The sequence below is a fragment of the Novipirellula caenicola genome, from assembly GCF_039545035.1.
Taxonomy (GTDB): domain Bacteria; phylum Planctomycetota; class Planctomycetia; order Pirellulales; family Pirellulaceae; genus Novipirellula; species Novipirellula caenicola.
Window position 1 is genome coordinate 344,176 of sequence record NZ_BAABRO010000003.1, and the last position, 20,023, is coordinate 364,198.

14 protein-coding genes are annotated in these 20,023 nt (G+C 56.7%); 7 read left to right on the forward strand and 7 right to left on the reverse strand.

The features are described 5' to 3' along the window. Nucleotides 1-36 precede the first annotated feature (36 nt). Genes ABEA92_RS08665 through ABEA92_RS08675 form a run of 3 tightly spaced genes read left to right on the forward strand, consistent with a single transcriptional unit; the run spans nucleotide 37 to nucleotide 6,070 of the window. Nucleotides 37-3,342, forward strand: coding sequence for a coiled-coil domain-containing protein (locus tag ABEA92_RS08665; RefSeq protein ID WP_345683421.1), 3,306 nt, complete (start codon nucleotides 37-39; stop codon nucleotides 3,340-3,342). Continuing rightward, the gene (locus tag ABEA92_RS08670; protein ID WP_345683422.1) at nucleotides 3,339-4,424 is read left to right on the forward strand and encodes a prenyltransferase/squalene oxidase repeat-containing protein; all 1,086 of its coding nucleotides are present in this window, start codon (nucleotides 3,339-3,341) and stop codon (nucleotides 4,422-4,424) included. Before ABEA92_RS08665 ends, ABEA92_RS08670 begins: the two co-directional genes overlap by 4 nt. A 5-nt stretch (nucleotides 4,425-4,429) precedes the next feature. After that, the gene (locus tag ABEA92_RS08675) at nucleotides 4,430-6,070 is read left to right on the forward strand and encodes a TlpA family protein disulfide reductase (RefSeq protein ID WP_345683423.1); all 1,641 of its coding nucleotides are present in this window, start codon (nucleotides 4,430-4,432) and stop codon (nucleotides 6,068-6,070) included. A 159-nt stretch (nucleotides 6,071-6,229) separates the two neighbouring features. Here ABEA92_RS08675 and ABEA92_RS08680 read toward each other — a convergent pair whose 3' ends face one another. The 3 genes from ABEA92_RS08680 to ABEA92_RS08690 all read right to left on the reverse strand — a co-directional run bounded on the left by ABEA92_RS08680 (nucleotide 6,230) and on the right by ABEA92_RS08690 (nucleotide 8,573). Beyond that, a complete protein-coding gene (locus tag ABEA92_RS08680) occupies nucleotides 6,230-6,781 on the reverse strand; it encodes a rhomboid family intramembrane serine protease (protein WP_345683424.1) in 552 nt (183 codons plus the stop codon). Between the two features lie 42 nt (nucleotides 6,782-6,823). Next, the gene (gene queC, locus ABEA92_RS08685) at nucleotides 6,824-7,519 is read right to left on the reverse strand and encodes a 7-cyano-7-deazaguanine synthase QueC (protein ID WP_345683425.1); all 696 of its coding nucleotides are present in this window, start codon (nucleotides 7,517-7,519) and stop codon (nucleotides 6,824-6,826) included. A gap of 91 nt (nucleotides 7,520-7,610) precedes the next feature. Next, entirely contained in the window at nucleotides 7,611-8,573 is a 963-nt protein-coding gene (locus ABEA92_RS08690) for a 3'-5' exoribonuclease YhaM family protein (RefSeq protein ID WP_345683426.1), read from the reverse strand. A 410-nt stretch (nucleotides 8,574-8,983) separates the two neighbouring features. Here ABEA92_RS08690 and ABEA92_RS08695 point away from each other — a divergent pair, with 410 nt between their 5' ends. The 4 genes from ABEA92_RS08695 to ABEA92_RS08710 all read left to right on the forward strand — a co-directional run bounded on the left by ABEA92_RS08695 (nucleotide 8,984) and on the right by ABEA92_RS08710 (nucleotide 15,814). After that, entirely contained in the window at nucleotides 8,984-9,676 is a 693-nt protein-coding gene (locus ABEA92_RS08695; protein ID WP_345683427.1) for a hypothetical protein, read from the forward strand. 228 nt (nucleotides 9,677-9,904) lie between these two features. Continuing rightward, a complete protein-coding gene (locus tag ABEA92_RS08700; RefSeq protein WP_425572414.1) occupies nucleotides 9,905-10,888 on the forward strand; it encodes a c-type cytochrome domain-containing protein in 984 nt (327 codons plus the stop codon). Nucleotides 10,889-11,226: 338 nt separating this feature from the next. Next, on the forward strand, nucleotides 11,227-13,452 hold the full coding sequence (gene ppk1, locus ABEA92_RS08705; RefSeq protein WP_345683429.1) for a polyphosphate kinase 1: 2,226 nt from the start codon (nucleotides 11,227-11,229) through the stop codon (nucleotides 13,450-13,452). Between the two features lie 340 nt (nucleotides 13,453-13,792). Next, on the forward strand, nucleotides 13,793-15,814 hold the full coding sequence (locus tag ABEA92_RS08710) for a membrane or secreted protein (RefSeq protein WP_345683430.1): 2,022 nt from the start codon (nucleotides 13,793-13,795) through the stop codon (nucleotides 15,812-15,814). 86 nt (nucleotides 15,815-15,900) lie between these two features. Here ABEA92_RS08710 and ABEA92_RS08715 read toward each other — a convergent pair whose 3' ends face one another. The 4 genes from ABEA92_RS08715 to larB form a co-directional block, all read right to left on the reverse strand. Beyond that, complete coding sequence (locus ABEA92_RS08715; RefSeq protein WP_345683431.1) at nucleotides 15,901-16,899, reverse strand: DHH family phosphoesterase; 999 nt, start codon at nucleotides 16,897-16,899, stop codon at nucleotides 15,901-15,903. Nucleotides 16,900-16,915: 16 nt separating this feature from the next. Beyond that, on the reverse strand, nucleotides 16,916-17,896 hold the full coding sequence (locus tag ABEA92_RS08720) for a bifunctional riboflavin kinase/FAD synthetase (RefSeq protein WP_345683432.1): 981 nt from the start codon (nucleotides 17,894-17,896) through the stop codon (nucleotides 16,916-16,918). 227 nt (nucleotides 17,897-18,123) lie between these two features. Next, complete coding sequence (locus ABEA92_RS08725) at nucleotides 18,124-19,014, reverse strand: NAD(P)H-hydrate dehydratase (RefSeq protein WP_345683433.1); 891 nt, start codon at nucleotides 19,012-19,014, stop codon at nucleotides 18,124-18,126. Further along, nucleotides 19,011-19,994 carry a nickel pincer cofactor biosynthesis protein LarB gene (gene larB, locus ABEA92_RS08730; RefSeq protein ID WP_345683434.1) on the reverse strand — a complete coding sequence of 328 codons (984 nt, stop codon included), beginning with the start codon at nucleotides 19,992-19,994 and terminating at the stop codon, nucleotides 19,011-19,013. Before larB ends, ABEA92_RS08725 begins: the two co-directional genes overlap by 4 nt. Between the last annotated feature and the right edge of the window lie 29 nt (nucleotides 19,995-20,023).

Genomic DNA, 20,023 nt, shown 5'->3' on the forward strand with positions numbered 1-20,023 from the left:
GTAGTTAGCAACACTATCGAGGTAACAAGCAAACTTTTGAGCGTCTCCTATCCCAACGACCGCGACCGCCGGGTGATTGTTCCGCAGCTGCTGCGCGAGCAACTGGTGGCATTTCGCAATCGCGTCTGGACCGCCAAAGTGGCCGAGTCGATTTCCATCGTGATGGTCGCGGTACTCGTTTCGCTACTGCTTGTGATGACGCTCGACCGGTTTTGGGATACCCCGAGGTTGCTGCGGTCGGTGATCTTGTTGCTGCTGATCGCGGTTGGGTTTGTAGTCCCTTGGGCCTTGTACCGATGGGTGTGGAAGTGCCGAAGTCTCGATCAAATCGCACGCTTGCTGCGAGTTCGCGAGCCTGGTGTTGGCGGTCAATTGTTAGGGGTGATCGAGTTAGCTGAATGCGATCGCGAGCAATCGCGTTCGCCGGCGTTGTGCCAAGCCGCGATGGTGCAAGTGGCTGAGATGGTCAAGCAGCGAGATCTTGCTGCGGCGGTTCCGCCCACGTTGCTTCGTCTTCTCGCCACAGTGCTTGCAGTGGCGCTTTTGCTGCTGGCATCACTCGCCGTGGTTGCCACTCCGGTACTTCGCAGCGGCTGGGATCGATTGATGATGCCATGGCGGTCGACGCCTCGATATACATTTGTGGAAATCGAATCTCTCGCCGATTGGATGATCGTGCCTCACGGCGAGTCGGCACCGTGGCAGGTGAGTTTGAAGCCGGAAAGTCGATGGCGTCCCGCGACGGCCTCACTTCATTTGGATGGTTTGTCGCCAATCATCGCCCGCCGCGAAAGCAATTCGTATGCGTTTGAGTTGCCACCACGGAATGAAGTCAGCGAAATGCAGTTGCAGGTCGGCGATGCCAAACAATCCGTGTTACTTGTGCCGAAACTGCGGCCCGCACTGACGTCGGTGGTGGCCGATATGCATCTACCCGACTACCTACAGCGTCCCGATCCGATACAGGTGGATGTTCGGGGGGGAACGTTACGTGCAGTCCAAGGCAGCTACGGCACCGTAGCGGTGACGGCGTCGAGTCCGCTTCGCACCGCGTCGGTCAATGGAGTGGCGGCACCGGTTTGGAACGACTCCTTTACGACGTCGACGATCGCAGTGGAAAACGACTCGTCGTCGCTGCGACTGGAATGGAGCGACGAACATGGGCTCGTTGGATTGTCGCCGTTTGAGTTGCATGTTGAAGCGATTCCTGATGCGGCGCCCACTGTGGCGGCTCAGAATCTTGCTCGCGAAAGTGTTTTGCTTGAGACGGACCAAGTCAATTTTCAGCTGCTGGCACTCGATGATTTTGGAATCAAACGAGTCGGGTTGCAGTGGAATCGAAGCACGGACGCAGCGACCGCAGGTTCACATGGCGAAAAGGTCTTGGCTAGCGGCGAGACGCATCAATCGTCGCTGTTGGTCGACGCGGTCTTCTCGGCTCAATCGCTCGGGATTCAGCCGGGGATCGTGGAACTGCGTTTGTGGGCCGAGGATTATTTGCCGGGGCGAGAGCGTCAGTATTCGACCCCGTATACGTTCTATGTGATGACGGCGTCGCAGCATGCCCAATGGATTGCGAACCAAATGGAGCAGTGGCACGACGCGTCGTTGGATGTGCGTGATCGTGAACGTGGCTTGCACGAACGAAATAAACAGTTGCGAGCGATGCAACAAGACGCGTTTTCCAGCGATCAAGTAAGGAACGAACTGCGAAAACAAGTCACCGCGGAAAACGCAAACGCCCGTCAATTGGCCGAGCTGACCAAGCAGGGGGAATCGTTGTTGCGACAAGCGTCTCACAATACCGAGATCGAAGCAGAGCAGGTCCAGCAGTGGGCCGAGATGTTGCAAATGCTCGACGATATCTCCGAAAATCGAATGCCCTCGGTTGCTGATTTGTTGGAAAAAGCAGCGGCAGAGCAAGCGACCCGTAAAAGCGATGCTGCTGAATCCGCGACAAACGCGAAGATGCCATCGAGCAAACAGCAAAGCAGCACGTCATCGAGCGATGGGGATTCATCCGAGGCAGAGTCGTCCGAAACGCCCAACTTGGTCGATCAGGAATCGTCGCAACAGCCCACCGGTCCGGCCGAACCACGCCAGGAACAACCTGGCGAGAAAGAGTCGGCGGAGGATTCTCATTCACGATTAGACAGGGCGGTGACAATCGTCACCGGTCCGGTCGAGGATTCGGCAGCCGATTCGGGAACCAGCGAAGCAGAGTCACCGACGGCGGAATCAAGTCTGGATGCTGCGATCGAGGAACAGGAAAAATTACTAGCCGAATTCGAAAAGGTTTCGGACGATCTTGATGCCGTGATGGCGAATCTCGAAGGCAGCACGCTGGTCAAACGTTTGAAGGCGGCGTCGCGTCAACAGGCCCACGTCGCGGATCAGCTTGCTGCGCGGATTGCCGGACTGTTTGGGGCCGCGGATTCCGTTTCGGCGGACGACCGCGTGATGCTCAAGCAATTGGCAACCATCGAACGTGATAGCTCGCGGACCCTCGCCGCGATCATGTCCGATGTGGATGGCTATTATCGCCGACGGAATCTGATGCGGTTTAAGCTGGTGCTCGAAGAAATGAAGCAGCTCGATGTGTTGTCATCGCTGGCGAAACTCAGTCAACAAGTCACCACGGATCAAGGTTTGGTGATGGCCCAAGCCGAATTTTGGTCTGATACGCTGGACCGTTGGGCAGATGATTTGATTGAAAACGGTGACGGCGAGAGTGAATCGGACGACAAGAAACTTGCGTCCCTTCCGCCTAAGGCGATTTTGGAAATGTTGCGAATCCTCGAAGGCGAAGTGGATCTTCGCGAGGCAACGCGTGTGGCCGAACAATCCAAAGCAAGCATCAGCGACGAAGAGTATCGGCGAGATGCCATCGCGTTAAGCGATCGCCAGACAAAGCTTCGCCAGCGAAGCGAACGATTGGCAAACGAATTGGAATCGCTGCCCGACGGTTTGGTGCATTTCGAAGGCGACATCAATCTGTTGATGATGGCCAGCCAAACGATGAACGAAGCTGCCAGTTTGTTGCGTTCACCGAGCACGGGCAGCGAAACGATCGCCGCACAGACCGAAGTGATCGAGATGTTGCTGCGGTCCAAGCGGATCAATCCGCAAGGCGGTGGCGATGGCGGTGCGAATCCGGAAGGGGGAGGGCAGGGCGAAACCGACGAACAAGCACTGGCGCTATTGGGAGCAGGGCTAAACGCGAACGAGAAATTGCGTGATAGCGAGGTGCGTCAAATGACCGGTGAATCGGGGCGTTCGTTGCCTGAAGAATTCCGCAGCGGACTCGGAGAGTATTTTAGACGATTAGAGGAAAGCCGATGAGGAAACCAACTCGCCGAGCTACCGTCGCTCTGCTGGTCGCATGCTGGCTATGGTCTGCTGACGCAATTGCTCAACCACCGGTATCCATGGTGGCACCCGCCGCAAATGGCGACGACAACGATCCCGTTTCACGTGACGTTCGTGAAATGTACGATGCCGGGTTGGCCTACCTGCTGCAAACGCAAACCGAAAATGGTACCTGGTCTGCGGGAGGTGAAGCGGGCGCGGGGACGACGGCGCTTGGGTTGTTGGCGTTTTTGGCGTCCGGGGATGATCCCAATTTTGGGCTTTACCGCAGCGCCATTCGTAAATCGCTTCGCAACATCATCCGTAACCAATCGAGCGATACCGGTTACATGGGGCCGAGCATGTATCACCACGGTTTTGCGATGTTGGCGCTGGCTGAGGCATACGGCGCGGTGGACGAAACCGATTTATGGAGTGGCGATTCGATTGAGATTGCCGATCGTGAAAATCAACGCAGCATCGGGCAAGCGTTGGAGTTGGCGGTGCGGTCGGCATTGACATCTCAGAAGAACAATCCGCTCGGAGCGTGGCGGTATTCGCCAGGGGCGAAAGATGCCGACACCTCGGTCAGCGGCGCGGTGATGATGGGTTTGTTGGCCGCCCGCAACGCCGGGATCGAAGTTTCGGATGAGGCAATCGATCGGGGGTTGGATTATTTTTCAAGCATGACATCCGAGACCGGCGCGGTGGGCTACGCGGGAGGTCTGAGTGGATTTGGTGAATCGATCGCACGTTCGTCGATCGTATGTTTGGTCTATGCCATCGCGAGACGAAAAGATCTGCCTCCGTATGCGGCGACCGAAAGCTACTTGCGAAAAAATCTGAACGAACGAACCGGGTGGATCGAATACGCATGGTACTACCAATCGCAAGCTCTGTTTCAAGCGGATGTCGAGTTGTGGGAAAAATGGAACGATTCGTTGGTGCGAAAATTAAAGTCACGCCAGAGTCCCGATGGTAGCTTTTCGGGTGACTTGGGAGCAGCGAATTCGACCTCAATGTCACTGTTGGCTTTGGCATTGAACTTTCGATTCCTGCCAATTTACGAGCGATAAATACGATGCGAAATGGCTTTGTTTTTGCCGTGATGTTTTGTTTCGCGGCGCCTTCGTTTTGTGCCGCCGCGCCTGCGATGCGAGTTTGGCTTGTCGATGGAGGCTATGTCGATGGGAATCTGAGTTGCGACGGCAGCACCGATCGCATCCTTTGCGATAGTCCTCTGTTCGCCACGCCGTTGGTATTTGACGCCGAAGTGGTGCAGAGCATCACTAAGAAGAACACGATCTTTGGTCGCCGGTACAAACTGCGTCGTTTGGAAACGCTGCAAGGCGAATTTGGCAATCCGGCACGGGCTCTCGTTACCCAGTCGGCCGTTTCGGATTGGCGCCGATTGATCACATCTCACTCGCTCGAGATGAAACTTGAATCGAGTGGCGTCGAGCTCTCAGGATGGTTGTTGGATCGTCCGCCGAATCGCAGCGGTCGTTTGGTATGGCAGACCGCGTTGGCGGTCAATGCGTCCATGATCAGCCAAAGTTCGCAAGGGCGAATTGTCATCGGGTCGCCGCTTCGCGAAGACGTTTCCGACGCGTCAGACGGAGCATTGCCAATCGTTTTTCGCGCGGGCGATGTCGTCGACGCAGTGATCACCCGCATGGATTCGCACGGCGTGACCGCGCGCTGGTCGGGGCGTGGTGACGTGTTGATTCCGAATGCGGATCTTGAATCGGTGACGTTGACGAAAGTCACTAAACCGCTTGACGTTCATCCACGCGACCTGCAGCGAGTGCTTGTCGTGCCTCGGTTGATGAAGGACACGCCGCCGACGCACTTGGTGGTTTCAGTGACGGGGGATTTGTTGCGATGCAATGTTCTCGAATTAACGGCGGACGTTTTAGCCGTCCAAGTACGATCCAAGACGATCGAGCTTCCGCGTCACCGCGTCGCCAAAATCGTTTGGCTTCATCCACAGTCGGCGTCACAGCGAACCTCGACGGAGAATCGCATCCATGCGATGTTGGTGGATCATCGCCAGGTCACGCTGCGGGATTTTGCAATCGAAGCACAACAGTTGACGGGGCAGAGCAGGGCGTTTGATGAATTTGCAGTTCCGCTTAGTGACGTCAAGTCCATCTATTTTGGACGCGATGCCGTCGCCCGGGCATCGGACCGTGTCGAGCGTGACTGGGCGTTCGAATCGGCAACTGTACCGATGGCATACCGCGATGAACCGCCACGCAAAGCACCTGCGTTAGGCGTTGCTTCGCCGTTGATTGGCAAGCCGGCACCCGATTTTAATTTGAACACAATCGAGCGGGAATCGTTTGATTTAGCGGCGTTAAAAGGGCGAGTGGTCGTGGTCGATTTTTGGGCCAGTTGGAGTGCGCCGAGTTTGCAAGGATTATCCGAGTCCGCCCAGGCGATCTTGGAGATTGGTGGTAACGACGTCGCCTGGGTGGCTATTAATTTGGAAGAGTCCGCCGCGACGGCTTCGCGGGCGATCGAGCGAGTCAGCGTGGATGCGTCGGTGTTGATGGATGTCGACGGCGACGCCGCGTACGTCTACGAGGCCAAGTCGCTGCCGCATACCGTCATCCTCGATCGCAACGGAGTGGTGGTAACCGTGATCGACAGCAGCACCCCAAAACGTCTGGAAGTCTTTCGCCAAGCATTACAACAGGTGTTCACCGAGCCAAAGTAGTTTAACGCCTTCATTTTGCGTCAAAAGCGTAGCGGAAGTCGTCAAGACTTTCGGAGCAGTTCGTCCCGTTAGCACTTATTTGCTGGTTGTCGAGCCGGAAAGGTGGCGATTCTCGTCGTCATCCTGCCGCCTTCCGACGGGGTGGCATAACGCTGATGGCTATCGCGACCGTGAGGTTGCGATCCCGACGATCAGGCCGCAGATGCCGCCGAATAAGTGGCCGTCCCAGGAGATGACGGAGTTCCAACGCGGTAGGATTCCCGTTAACAGCGTACCGCCAAACAGCATACCGACGAGTATCGCAACGGCGATCGACGCGATCTGCTTTTCGCGGATACCGACGGTGATCAAGTAGGCGATCAAACCGAACACTAAACCGCTGGCGCCGATATGGTTGGCGCTGCGGCCAAACAACCACAATAGGACTCCATTGCCGATCAAGATCGCGACAACGACCGGCCAAGCACGCTGTCGTGATGCAACCGTTAGCCCCAACAGGATTGCCAGCGGTATCGTATTGGCAATCAAATGCCCGAAGCTGGCGTGTAGAAACGGCATCAACCCGATCCCCGCCAGCCCTCGTAGCGTTCGTGGCAGTAATCCAAATTGGTTCAAGTCAATTGGGATCACGATGTCGACGATCCGCACCAGCCACATCGCCAGCAACAAAATCAGTATCGGATAAGCTTGTTTCTTCAATGAAGTGCTCACGGCGAGACCCTTGCAGCGGCACGGCGATCGTTTGCAATCGGACTACAGACTCGGGTCGGTCATTGCGTTTTCGGCAAAGCCCTTGTTTCGTAACAAACACGCATCGCAGTGGCCACAGGGCGTGCCTCCTGCGCCCGGATCATAACACGACAGCGTTTGTGAATAATCGACGCCAAGTGAGATGCCTTTGGCAATGATTTGTGCCTTGGTCAAATCCAGTAGCGGCGTGTGAATCTGCAGCGGGTTTTGCCCTTCGACGCCAGCTTTGGTCGCCAGATTGGCCATGGTTTGAAACGCGGTGATAAAGGCAGGACGGCAATCCGGGTACCCGCTGTAGTCCAACGCATTGACCCCAATGTAAATGTCGGTCGATTGAATCGTTTCAGCAAACGCAAGTGCGAGCGATAGAAACACGGTGTTGCGAGCGGGGACATACGTGACGGGGATCGATTCGCCAACTTCCTCGACGGCTTCGTGCTTTGGCACCCCAATCGATGCATCGGTGAGTGCCGATCCGCCGAACTGGGCCAAGTTGATGTCGACGATCCGGTGAGACGCCGCGCCGAGCGAACGGGCAAGCTGCTGAGCACGATCGAGTTCATACTCGTGGCGTTGACCATAGCGAAAGCTGATTGCATGCGTGGCAAAGCCTTCGGCATTGGCGATCGCCAGGCACGTAGCACTGTCGAGACCGCCCGAGAGAAGGACGACGGCGCTGCGTTTTTGTGGACTTGTCATCACGGTCTCCATTCGGTCCCGAAGGCTTTGGGGGCGTGCTTGTTATGGTAAAGCGTAAATGGTTGTCACAGGCTGGAAGCCTATGCTACGGTTAGTCTCGTTTGTTCCACAGTTTGCGGCCAATCGATGGGTTGTAGTTGGTCCAGTTGCCGTCGACCGAAATGTCAGATTCGATGATGTTGGTGTACGATTCAATTTTGGCATCGAGATTGTCGATGTGATGCAGCGTCAGCGCTTCCAATGTGACCGGCAATTTCGGGCTGCCGAATTCAATTTGCCCATGATGGGCGACCACAAGATGTTCAAGCTGTAGACGCAGTTCCGTGGGGAACGGATCAGAGGGAGAGTCGATCTCGCGAATTTTTTCACCAAGCATTTGGACTCCGATCACGATGTGTCCCACCAATTGCCCGCGGTCGGTGTAGGTGGCTTCGCCCTCGGACGAGATTTCTTCGAGTTTTCCTAGGTCGTGCAGGAAGGCGCCGAACATCAACAACTCGGTGTCGAGTTGCGGATAGCGGGGGCCGACCAACAAACACAGTTCCATCAGATCGAGCGTGTGTTTCAGAAGGCCGCCGGGATAGGCGTGATGATTGCTGAGCGCCGCAGCACCAATCTCTAGCCGCTGCATGAACGTGTCGTCGCTGAGAAAGGCTTGGCCGAGTCGCCGCAGGTGCACGTTGTGCAGATTGCCCAATAACTCGCTGAGCCGCGTCCGCAATCGCTGGGATTGGTCCGCATCAAATCGCTCGAATTCGGCCACATCCACTTCGCTTGCGTCCATCCGCTCGACGGCGGTGACGATCATCTGAAGCGCCCCGTTGTGGATTTGGGTTCGGCCGACGCAGTGAACATAATCCCCGCGGTCAAACGAATCGAACATGATTTCATCGGCGTTCCAAAGCATGCCGGAAACGGTGCCGGTGCGATCGGTCAGTTTCAGGATGATGTACTTGCCGCCTTGTCGGTTCACCCGCAATTGTTTGTCGGATGCGCGAAACGATTGGGCGATTTGCTGCCCGTCGGTCAATTCTGAAATAGGTGTACGATTCACGCTGCGAAGCACTCGCGTTAAGGGAAAAGAGGGTCTGTCACGCACGTCGCCTTAGGATGGTCTTTTGACGTGACGTTTGGAAGGCCCTGGAAAAATCGCGGTCGATCGACGCTCACCCGCCGTAGGACCGGCCGAGCGGCGGGAATTTTGGGGGGAAGTCCGCGGGAAGACTGCCGGAAGACAGGCGGAACCGCAGGGGAGGGCAATGCGGCAGCGGGCTGCACGTGCGGCGGATCGAGCGACCGGTTTAAGCAGCTGGCAAAGCGGCGAAATTCCGTCAAAGCGTGGAAAATCGGGGCACACGCGTCCAATTTCTCACGGTATGCTACGCCCAGCGTTACTGTTCTCTCGCGTGATCCTGGTCGCGAAGGGAGTTCAGATTGTAGTAAGTTCGGGTTAAAATGATGGTTATGTCACAAGATACTCCCGCCGCAGCTCAGCGAACGACCTCGGTCAATCTGGTCCGTTCGTCGAATCCATGGACGCAAGCGAACAGTGCGGCCGGGTTTGTGCTGCGTTATTTGGTGACCGTCCGTCGGCAATTGGTGGCGATCCTGGGCTCTTCGGATCACGCCGACGAGTGTTTGAAATTGCTGATTGCCCATTTGGTTTCGGTCGGTTTTGGCGAATACAAAAAGGGCAAATTGCGAGATTTCTTGATTCGTGCTATCCGCTCGACCGCGAAGACTCGCTTGGCAGAACTTCCAGAAAATCAACGTTCTGCGGCGTCCATCGAGTCGATCATGAACGATAATGAAAAGTGGTTGTCGCTGTGGCGGACAGGATTGCTCGAACGCGCCTGGCGATCACTTGAGCAGCTCGAACACAAAAATCCCGAAATGCCGATGTTTTCGGTTCTGCACTGCGCCACCACTAAACCCAAGCAGCCGGGCCAACCGCTGGCCCAGCGAATCAAGGCCGAGCGAGGGCTCGAATTGACCGATGCTCGGATTCGACAGATCCTTCCCGAAGCTCGAGCGATGTTCGCTCAATTGTTGGCCGACGAGGTCGCAGAAACCTTAGAGAAACCCACCCCAAAAGATGTTAAAATTGAACTGCAGACCCTCGGTTTGACTAAAGCCTTTGACGGGATTGTGATCTAACCCTCCCCTCGCAACCCATGCCCACCCTGCATCCCACCTGAATCGCCGTCAGCTCATGAAGAGCTTTCAGAGTCCCTCCTTTCCATTGAGACTGACATGAAAATCATCCTTCCTTCGCTGCCTCGCGTTGCCTGCTTAATTGTCGCCGTTGCATCGGCGGCTGTCCCTGTGTTTGCGGAATCCGACGCGTCGGGATCGCCAAGCCGCGTGACCGTACAGACGCCCGAGATGGACGTCGTGATCATGGAAAAAGGGGGTTCTGGGCCGGTAAAGATCTTGGACGACGAAGGCCGGATGGTGAATTTTCAGCGAGACATCGCTCCGATCCTCGTCGCTCGCTGTTTGGATTGCCACGGCCCTAAGGAAGCGAAGAATGATTTTCGAGTCGATGATGTCGATTCGTTGATGGGCTATGTCGAAGCCGAGGACATCGAATCCAGCTCGCTGTACGTCGACTATCTTACGACCGACGATGAAGACATGCTAATGCCGCCGGCAGCCCATGGCGGCCCTTTGACCCCCGGCGAACTCGCCCTGATCCGTGTCTGGATTTCCGAGGGGGCCCATTGGCCCGAAGACGTTCCGTTGTTGGCGTCCGCTGAATCGGTGCCTCCGGTTGCACCTGAGTCGGTCGCGAAAAGTCTGCCCGAGCGTGCCTGGGCGTTTCAAGGTTACCTGCACCCGGCCACCGTGCACTTTCCCATTGCCTTGCTTACGGTCGGCGCCCTGTTTGTGGTGCTGGGGATGAAGTGGCCCGAGATTGGGACCCAAATTCCGTTGGCCTGTTTGATCCTGGGGGCGTTGTCCTCGGTGGCTGCGACGGCGATGGGATGGTCGTTTGCGACGCAGCAAGGTTACGCAGGTTGGGACCGAATCGATTTTGATTCCGAGGTCTTTTGGCATCGCTGGAGCGGCATCATTGTCACGATCATGGCGGTCGTGTTGATGGTCGTCGCGGCGATCAGCGTTTGGAAGGACAGCATCGCGTGGACACGCATTTGGAAAGTCGGGCTGTTGGTGGTTGCCGGGATCGTCGGTTTGGTCGGGCATCAAGGCGGTGAACTGAGCTACGGAAAGGACTTTTATCCCAAAGCCTTCCGAGTTTTGTTTGGGACCGAAGGCCAGTCGCAGTCGCCGATCGCGGTGGTCGTTGAATCGAACGAGGGCGTGACGGTCGAAACTCAATCGGCCACAACGGCTGCGTCGGAGTAGATTGCCGTCGGGCGGATTTGCGGTCCAAACCCACGGCGTTCAAGCCGGCATGTCATCATGTCGGCAAATATCAGCAGCGGCACGTTTCGGCTGCTGGACGCCACCAAGGAGAAATTGAAGATAGCGTTTGCGTCTACGGGGCTGCTTTCGGTGGTGATGCGGCGTCAAATTGTGGGGCATCGGGTGCCTCCCGCGTCCTGGCTGGCTCCGTTACATTGGTGCAGCATACGGACGTCTTCTTTCTCCTCTTATCGTGAACCACCGTCGTGTCGAAAAAGAGTGCAGACGCTAGGAAAAAGCCCAACCCGATTGATTTGCCGCTTCCCGATCATCGATTTATGAATCGGGAACTGAGTTGGTTGGAATTCAATCAACGCGTCCTCGAACAAGCCGAGGATCGATCGGTACCGCTGCTGGAGCGAGCCAAATTCCTGGCGATTTCGGGTTCCAACCTCGACGAGTTCATGATGGTCCGCGTCGGCGGACTGAAATTGCAATTCGACCGCAATGCGATGGTGCGCGATGCGGCGGGTTTGACCGTATCGCAACAGATCAACGCGGTTTCCAGCCGTGTGCACGAGATGGTGGCTCGCCAATATGATCTGCTTCGCGACGTGCTTGAACCCCAGTTGGCGGCGGCCGAAATCCGCCGCGTGAAGGTCAGCGATTGCAGTGACCGAGCTCGCGAAGTTGCCGACCAACGATTCCACAGTGATGTTTCTGCCGTCCTGTCGCCTCACGCGATCACTCACGATCGTCCCTTTCCGCTGTTGCAAGGGTTGGGCGTGCATCTGTGTGTGCGTCTGCGTGCCTTGCCCGAAAAGAAACCCGTCGCCGATTCAAGCGAGGACGCCACCGCGTCGTCGGCATCCGGTTCCGAGTCCTCGGCGTCGACAAAGACCAAGTCTGCTGCCAAGGCAACTGCGAAATCAGAGCCTGTGAGCGAGCCGGAATTGGTGGATTCGTGGCAATTTGCTGTGATCCCGCTAGGCCGCTCTGTGCCTCGGTTGGTTTCGATGCCATCCGAGCGAGGGCACGACTACATCCTGCTCGAAGATTTGGTGACGCATTACGTCGAAGATTTTTTTCCAGGACGCGAGGTGATGGAGTGTGTTGCGTTCCGGATCACCCGAAACGCCGATGTGGAACTGCAAGAGGATGGGGCGGCGGACCTTGTCGACGGCATGGAAGAAGTGCTCGAAAGTCGACGGTTGTCTCGCGTCGTGCGGCTTGAATACAGTGCGGCCGCAAGCGATCACATCGTCTCGTTTTTGTCCGAAGTGATGCAGTTGACCAATCAAGATCTGTACCCGATCGATGGTCCACTGGATCTAAGTTACCTGTTCACTTTGCACGGTCTCGAGGGGTTTGATTCGTTGCGTGACGAAGCCTGGGTGCCGCAGGCGCATCCCAGTATTGATCCAGCCGAAGGATTGTTCACCACGATTGCCAAGGGCGATATTTTGTTGGTGCATCCCTACGAGCGTTTTGATCCCATCGTCCGGTTGATCGAAGAGGCGGCGGTGGATCCCGACGTGTTGGCGATCAAACAAGTGTTGTACCGGACCAGCAAGCGGAGCCCGATTGTGGCGGCGCTGATGCGTGCGGCCGAACGAGGAAAATACGTCTCGGTGATCGTAGAGCTTAAAGCGCGTTTTGATGAGGCTCGGAATATCGAATGGGCGCGGGAGATGGAACAGGCCGGCGTCCAGGTGATCTACGGGATTCGTGGGTTAAAGACGCATGCAAAGGTTTGCATCATCGTTCGCCGCGAGCCGCAGGGGATTGTTCGATACCTGCATTTTGGCACTGGTAACTACAACGAAGCGACGGCAAATCTGTATAGCGATGTGTCGTTGTTGACATGCAATGATACGCTTGGTGCCGATGCGACGACCTTCTTTAATGCCGTGACCGGAGCAAGTCAGCCGCAGCAGTTACAGTTGCTGGCCGCGGCGCCGATCACGCTTCGAAAACGGATTCTCGACCTGATCGAAGCCGAGACGCGGCGTTGTCTCGAAGGCCAGAAGGCCGAGATCGTTGCCAAGCTGAACTCATTGGTGGACACCCAGGTCATCGATGCGTTGTATCGAGCAAGCCAAGCCGGAGTTCGGGTGCGTTTGAATATCCGAGGCGTCTGTTGTCTCAAGCCAGGCGTGAAGGGGTTGAGCGAGAATATTGAAGTGATTTCGATTGTCGATCGATTCCTTGAACATGCTCGCATCGTCTATTTCCGCCATGGCGGCGATGATGAACTGTTCATTAGCAGTGCGGATTGGATGCCGCGAAACCTCGACCGCCGTGTCGAGTTGTTTGTCCCGGTGATCGACCCTGCGGCGCGGGAGCGATTGCTGCATGTGCTGCGAACGTATTTCAAAGACACCACCAATGTGTGGCGAATGTTGCCGACCGGGCTGTACGACCGCGGTCAGGCGGACAAAAAAGGCAAAGGGGCGTTTCAGTCGCAACGGGTCCTGTACAACGAAGCAGTCGAAGTGACCCGAAAAGCGAAACAGAGCCGCCGGGCGACGTTTGAGACGCACGAGCCAAAGCAGTCCGATTAAATCACGGGCGAGCGATGCGAGCGTGGTTCCAATCCTGCCTCGCATTGCCTGCTTTTGAACCCGGGTTGGTGTTTCGCTCGCCCCCCTCGATCGACTTTGCACCGGTTGGGTGGTGTTGTTTGGGGGTAGCGGCCCTATTTCGGGGGGCGACGTGCAACGGATCGCAGCATTTCTGTTCACTAAGAATTTCGCTAAAGAGACGATTTTGTCCTCATAAGTTGCCTAGACGGCGTTTCGGGGCTAAATCGAGTTCGATAACATACTGGTTGTTGGGCGGCTGGACATGCAGGCTGCTCACACGCCTCTTGTTCCCAGAGATGTCTCAGAGACCGGATACTGAATGTACTGCCTAGCCTACGCTTCTCCTTCGCGAATCGCTTCCCTCCTGTTTTTATTTGCCATCACGCTTGGAGTCTGTGGTAACACCATCCATGCTCAAGATGCAGCTGAAAACTCAGTTGATGGCGAGGGGGCTGATGCTGCCGTAGCAGGGGGTGGAGCTGCTGGCGGGTATGTGCCCGCGATCAAATTGCTGCCCGATTCGTTGGCGGGTTTGGTTCGCGTTCCCGATGTGCCGGATTTTTGTGCCGCCTGGGATAAAACGCACCTCGGCCAATTGTTTGATGATCCGGCGATGCAGCCGTTCATTGATGCTCAGCGTGAACGCGCTGAAGACTATCTTGATTCACTCGACAATCGCGTCGGATTGAAACCTCAAGATTTATACGACATCGCGTCGGGCGAAGCCGTTGTGGCGTGGTTGCCATTTCCAAAAGACAAACGACGTCCCTTCTCGATGTGCGTGATCGCCGACATCCGTGGGCTTCGCAAGGAAGCTGACGCGGCGGTCGATAAAATCGACCGGGATTTGAAGGCCGGCGGAGCGACCCGCAACGACGTCGAGTATCGCGGTCAAACGATTCGTGTTTACACCACCAAACCGAAACCGGGGCAGCTCAAGATCGAACAGATCGCGATCACGCTGGACGATACGCGTATCATTGCCTCGGATCGTGATACCGTTGTCACCGGAGTGCTCGATGCGATCGCGGGTGAGATGAAAAGCCCTTCAATTAGCGATTCGGCTGAATTCCGCGACGTATTGACGCGTTCTAGTCGAGCGATGCAAAAACCGTTTACCGAAGGAAACAGCACGGTAGCCGGCGAATGGTTTGCTCGTCCCATCCAGATGGGATTGATCTTGCGAGAAACCTTTCAAGTGGATCGAGGCAATCAAGTTGACATTTTGAAGCTTCTTGAAAATCAAGGCTTCGATGCGATCAAGGCCGCTGGCGGCATCCTGGCGATTGCAGGTGATCGTTACGATATTTTGCATCGCGGGTTTGTGTTGGCGCCACCGACGACGACAGAGCCAAGCAAGTACGAAAAAGCCGCTCGGATGTTGTCCTTCTTCAACGCGGGCTTGGATCCAGTTCCTAATTGGGTTGGAAAGGATACTGGAACCATCAGCCAGATCCGATTGAAAATCGCGGATGCGTTTTGGGCTTCTGAATCGATGATCAACGAAGCGTTTGGCGATGACATTTTCGCGCCAATGATTGAAGGGATTCGCGACGACACCGATGGGCCGCAAATTGACCTTAAAAACAACGTGTTGCCCGCTCTGGGGGACGAGGTCCTGTTGTTGACCGACAATACATTGCCCGCAGAGATCAATTCCGAGCGAATGTTGGTTTCGGTCCGTTTGAAGAACCCCGATGCAATCAAGCTTGCGGTTCGCAAGGCGATGGAAGTCGAGCCAGACGCCAGCAAATTGGATGTGTTGCCTGGCGTGGAAGTGTGGCGGGTTCAACGCGGCAGCGAATCGGATGCCTCCTTTGAAGCCGACGTGTTCGGCGACTTGGGGTTTGATGAAGAAACGGTTGAAGAAGCACCACCGTTGTTGGACCATTGGGCGATCGCCGTGGTGGATGAGAACGGGGCGGACGGGAATTCTTACCTGATGTTCTCGAGTCATCCTGAGCTGTTGATCGAGACGGCCAAGCGGATTCATAGCGGCCAAGACGGCGGGTTTGCCAAGCTGCCCGAGGTGGTTCGAGTCGTCGACGCACTCAAGGATCTTGGAGCGACGAGTGTTTCGCTTAGCCGGATCGCACGCACCAGTGTTTCGCTGCGGGTGAAATACGAGCTGTTGCGAACGGGCAAGCTGAAAGACAGCGACACGATCATGGCAACCCTGATTCGCCGCGTCTTTAAAGACGAAAACGGTGACGAGGCAGAACCGATCAACACCGACAAGCTGCCGCCACTTGCTGAGATTGAACAGCATTTTCCCGAAGGCGGTAACTACGTCGTGACCGAAAAGGATGGTTGGTCACTCAGCGGTTTCTACTTGAAGTAACGCCTGCGGCATCGAGCGTGATGCCGCATTTCCGTTTTGGGAATAACGAGTTTTTAGCAACTCGTTGTCGAGACCGCGGTCGCTTGTCACTCGGCGGCGAGGGCTTTTTGGACCGCTTCGATCACGACGGGCAACACGCGGCCGCGTACGTCGTCGAGCGTTCCTTCGAGAAATCCGCCGGCTGCGGCCTTGTGTCCGCCGCCACCAAATTTCCGAGCCACTTCGTTGCAATCCATGCCGCAGCGGCTGCGAAAGCTCAGTTTGAAGCCGCCTCGAATTTGTCCGACAAAGATCACCGCCGCCTTGGTGCCTTGAACGGCCAAGGTCAAGTTGATCGCGTCTTCGGTGTCATTGGGTTCCGCTCCGACTTTGGCGAAGTCTTCTTTTTCGACATACGTGTGCATCAAGGCGCCGTCGAGTTCCGATTGCGTTCTCGACAGGATCAGCCCGCGAAGCCGTAGTCGACCCAACGTGTCACGCTCGTACAGATCCGCATAGACTTCGCTTGGCACCACGCCTGCGTCGATCAGACGCGCAACCACGCGATAGGTTTCTGGTGTGACGCTACCGAACCGGAACCATCCCGTGTCGGTGGCGATTGCGGCGAACAGTGGCACCGACATGCTGCGAGTCAACGAGACGCCCAACGCATCGGCAGCTTGCACCACGAGATGGCCGGTCGCTTCGGCTTGGTAATCCTTGTACATCGTCGCGCCGAGTTCGTCTTCGCCCACGTGGTGGTCCAGCACGATTTTGTCGGCGCGGGAACTGCGAATGACATCGCCCATGTCGCCCAGTTGAGCCCACGCGCTGGTGTCTAGAATCATGATGCAGTCGGCCGAAATGTCTTCGGCTTCCACATCGTCGCCCAGAACCTCGATGTTGCCGGCGGGGTCGAGGAATTGCAGTGCCGCAGGGGTGCGGTGAGCGTTGATGATTCGCACTTTCTTGCCAACCGTTCGCAGCACTTCGGCCATGCCCAATTCGCTGCCCAATGCATCGCAATCAGGGCGAATATGGCTGACAAGCACGAACGATTCGTAGTGGCTAATCTGATCAACAAAGGCTTTCCACTGAACACCCATCTGGCTTTACTTTCGGTTACTTGAAATTTGTCTTGTTTGTGGATTTGGCGTTTTCGATGTGGTCGTTTTCAGGTTTGCCAAGGGACGATCGCACCGAGGCGATGTCCATTTGCAGCTGAGCGACCAAGGCTTCGGCCGAATCGAAGCGGGCAATGTCGCGCACTCGACTGACAAAGTCAACCAGCAGCGTTTGGTCATAAAGATCCCCAGTGTAGTCCATCAGATGAACTTCCACTTTGCGTTCGCTGCGATTATTGAACGTCGGGTTGGGGCCAATATGGATGGCGGCCTGGTAGCGTTGGCCATCATGGATCGCATACCCCCCATAGACGCCGACTGCGGGGACAAGGACGTCGATCTCGTCCAGGTTGGCGGTCGGGAAGCCGATTTTTGCACCGCGTCCATCGCCGCGGACGACACGCCCACGGATCTGGTGCGGATGCCCCAGCATGTGAACCGCCGATTCGATCTTTCCCGCTTCGAGTTGCTGGCGAATCCGCGTACTGCTGATCATCGCGTCGCTGTCGATGCTCGAATCCGCGACCGCCAATTCAATCTCGGACTGATCACACAGTGCTTGCAACGTTTCGATATTGCCTTCGCGACCACGGCCAAAAAAGAAATTGGGGCCTTCGACCATGCCTTTGGCCGCCAGCGTTCTCTTGATCAATGATGAAAAGAAATCTGCAGCCGAAAGGTTCAAAAACTGCTGGTTCGTCGGCACTACGATTAGAAAATCGGTATCGAGATGCGAAAGCAATTCGGCTCGACGCTCGATCCAGGTCAATTTTGGCGGCACGCGGTCGGGACGCAGGATCGCAGCGGGATGCGGGTCCAGAACAACTGCGACGACCGGGCCCGCGATGCGGTTGGCCATTTCTCGAGCCTTGCCAATCAAAGCCGCATGGCCACGATGCACGCCATCGAAATTACCGATGCTGATCACGCCGCCGCGAACCGCATCAGTCACTTCGGCAAGCGGGATGATTTTCGTCACGTGTCAGTTGATTCAGAAAGGGAAGCGTCGCGTTGAACAAAATGCGGGGCAGGGCAGGGGAGTCACCATCCGACTTGCCACAAACGGGTTGTTGATTGAATCGAAAGGCAAATCACCGCAGTGAGCCGTGGGCCGTATGGCACCGGGAAATGCGTGGCACCCGGCCGCCCACGCGTCGCGGCTCACTAAATCAACAGCCCGCGATCGGACATTATGCCTGACTTTGCTCAGGAATCGAAGGCCGCTATCACTTTTGGCAATTCCGCCAGCAACTCATACGCACTCATCCCGGGTTGCCCATATTCCGCAGCTGCTCGATCGCCTGCCGATCCGTGGATCCATACCCCCAATCTAGCCGCGTCCCAGGGCGACAATCCTTGCCCCAGCAGCGATGTGATCACCCCTGTCAATACGTCGCCCGTTCCGGCGGTTGCCATTCCCGGGTTGCCCGTCGAATTGGTCCATGTCCGCGTCGCGTCGACCACGACCGTCGGGCCTCCTTTGACCACGATGGTGACGCGGTGGTGGGCCGCCAATTTTTGCGCGGCTTCGATTTGTAAGTCGCGGTCCTTGGCACCCGCACCGGTCAATCGTCCCAATTCGCCCGGATGGGGCGTCAGCACGATGTTGCGGGCATCGTCGCCGTTGGATGGCGAGGTCTCGGGCGAGACCGGATCTTGCTTGGCCCATTCCATTTTGGCCAAACAATTCAGTGCGTCAGCGTCAAACACGCGAGCAAGTTTCATCGGCTCGATCAAGCGGCGGACGATCTGCATCGACCCATCGTTGGTCGTCATCCCAGGACCACATCCAATTGCATCCAAGCCGTCCAAACGCGAGCCAAGTTCATCGGCCGCAGCGGTGGCGAAGTGACCGCGTGATGCATCCGCTAGCGGAATCGTCATCACGCACGGATGGAACGCGGCAACGGTTTCCAAACATCGATCGGGAACGGCGGCCGATACCAAACCGGATCCGGTATGCAGCGCCGCCATCGACGAAAGCGCGATCGATCCTGCCATCTCTCGTGAACCACCGCACAGTAGCACGCGGCCAAAGCTGCCTTTATGCGAATCGTGCTCGCGTTTAGGAAAGGATACGGGGGGCTGGTGGTTCATTGCGATTCCTGGTGTGTCGAGTTTTCGCTGGGGGGCAAATGGTTGCTTGCATTTTCGAGTTGGCGGATGATGGTTCCCGCCAAATAGCCGCCTTTGAATCCCGCGTCGATGTTGACGACCGCGACGTTGGACGCACAGCTGCTGAGCATGCCAAGCAGCGGGGTCAATCCGCCCAGCGTCGCGCCGTAGCCCACGCTGGTGGGAACGGCAAAGATTGGGATCGATAGATGGCCCGCGACCACCGGAGGCAGTGCACCTTCCATACCAGCGATCACGATAGCAGCGGACGCCTTCTGCAGTTCAGGTAGCGCGTGGATCAGACGCTGCGGCCCAGCGACGCCGATGTCGGTAAACACGCGAACGGCGACGCCCATCCAGGTCAACGTTTCGATCGCTTCGGCGGCCACCGCGGCATCGGTGCTGCCCGCGGTGATCACGGCAACATGAAACGAGCGTTCGCTGGGATCGATCGGGGCAGGGCAGGGGGCTTGCGAAGCGAGGTGAGTGCGGAACGTACGGCCCAGCGGGTGGTGGTGGCTGTGGGGGAAGCGAGATTTCAATTTCTCAGCCACCTCGGGGTGAACGCGAGTCACCAGCGATGTTTGCGCATCGGCGATTTGAGAGTCGATGATCCGCGCGATCAGCTCAAAATCTTTGCCCTCGCCATAGATCACTTCGCCGAAACCGCAGCGTCGTCGTCGGCCCAGATCGACCGTAGCCCCCTCGATGACGGCCATTTTTTCGGCCTCGCTGCCGGTGCGACCATTTTCAGTCGAGCCGATCTTTGCGATTTGAAGTGCCGAAATGGCGTCGGCCACCGACGTGGCTCCGGTGGCGACGTCCGCGATTAATGCCGCAATTTCCGGTGAAAGTGAAGCGGCATCGCGTTGCGAATGGGGCAGGGCAGGGTGGTCCGATTGCGAAAGCTGCGAAACGTCGTGAGGCATGGGCGGTTGCAGTCCAGGGGAATCAAAATTCAAATTGACGCTCGTTGACGAACATCGTTTCT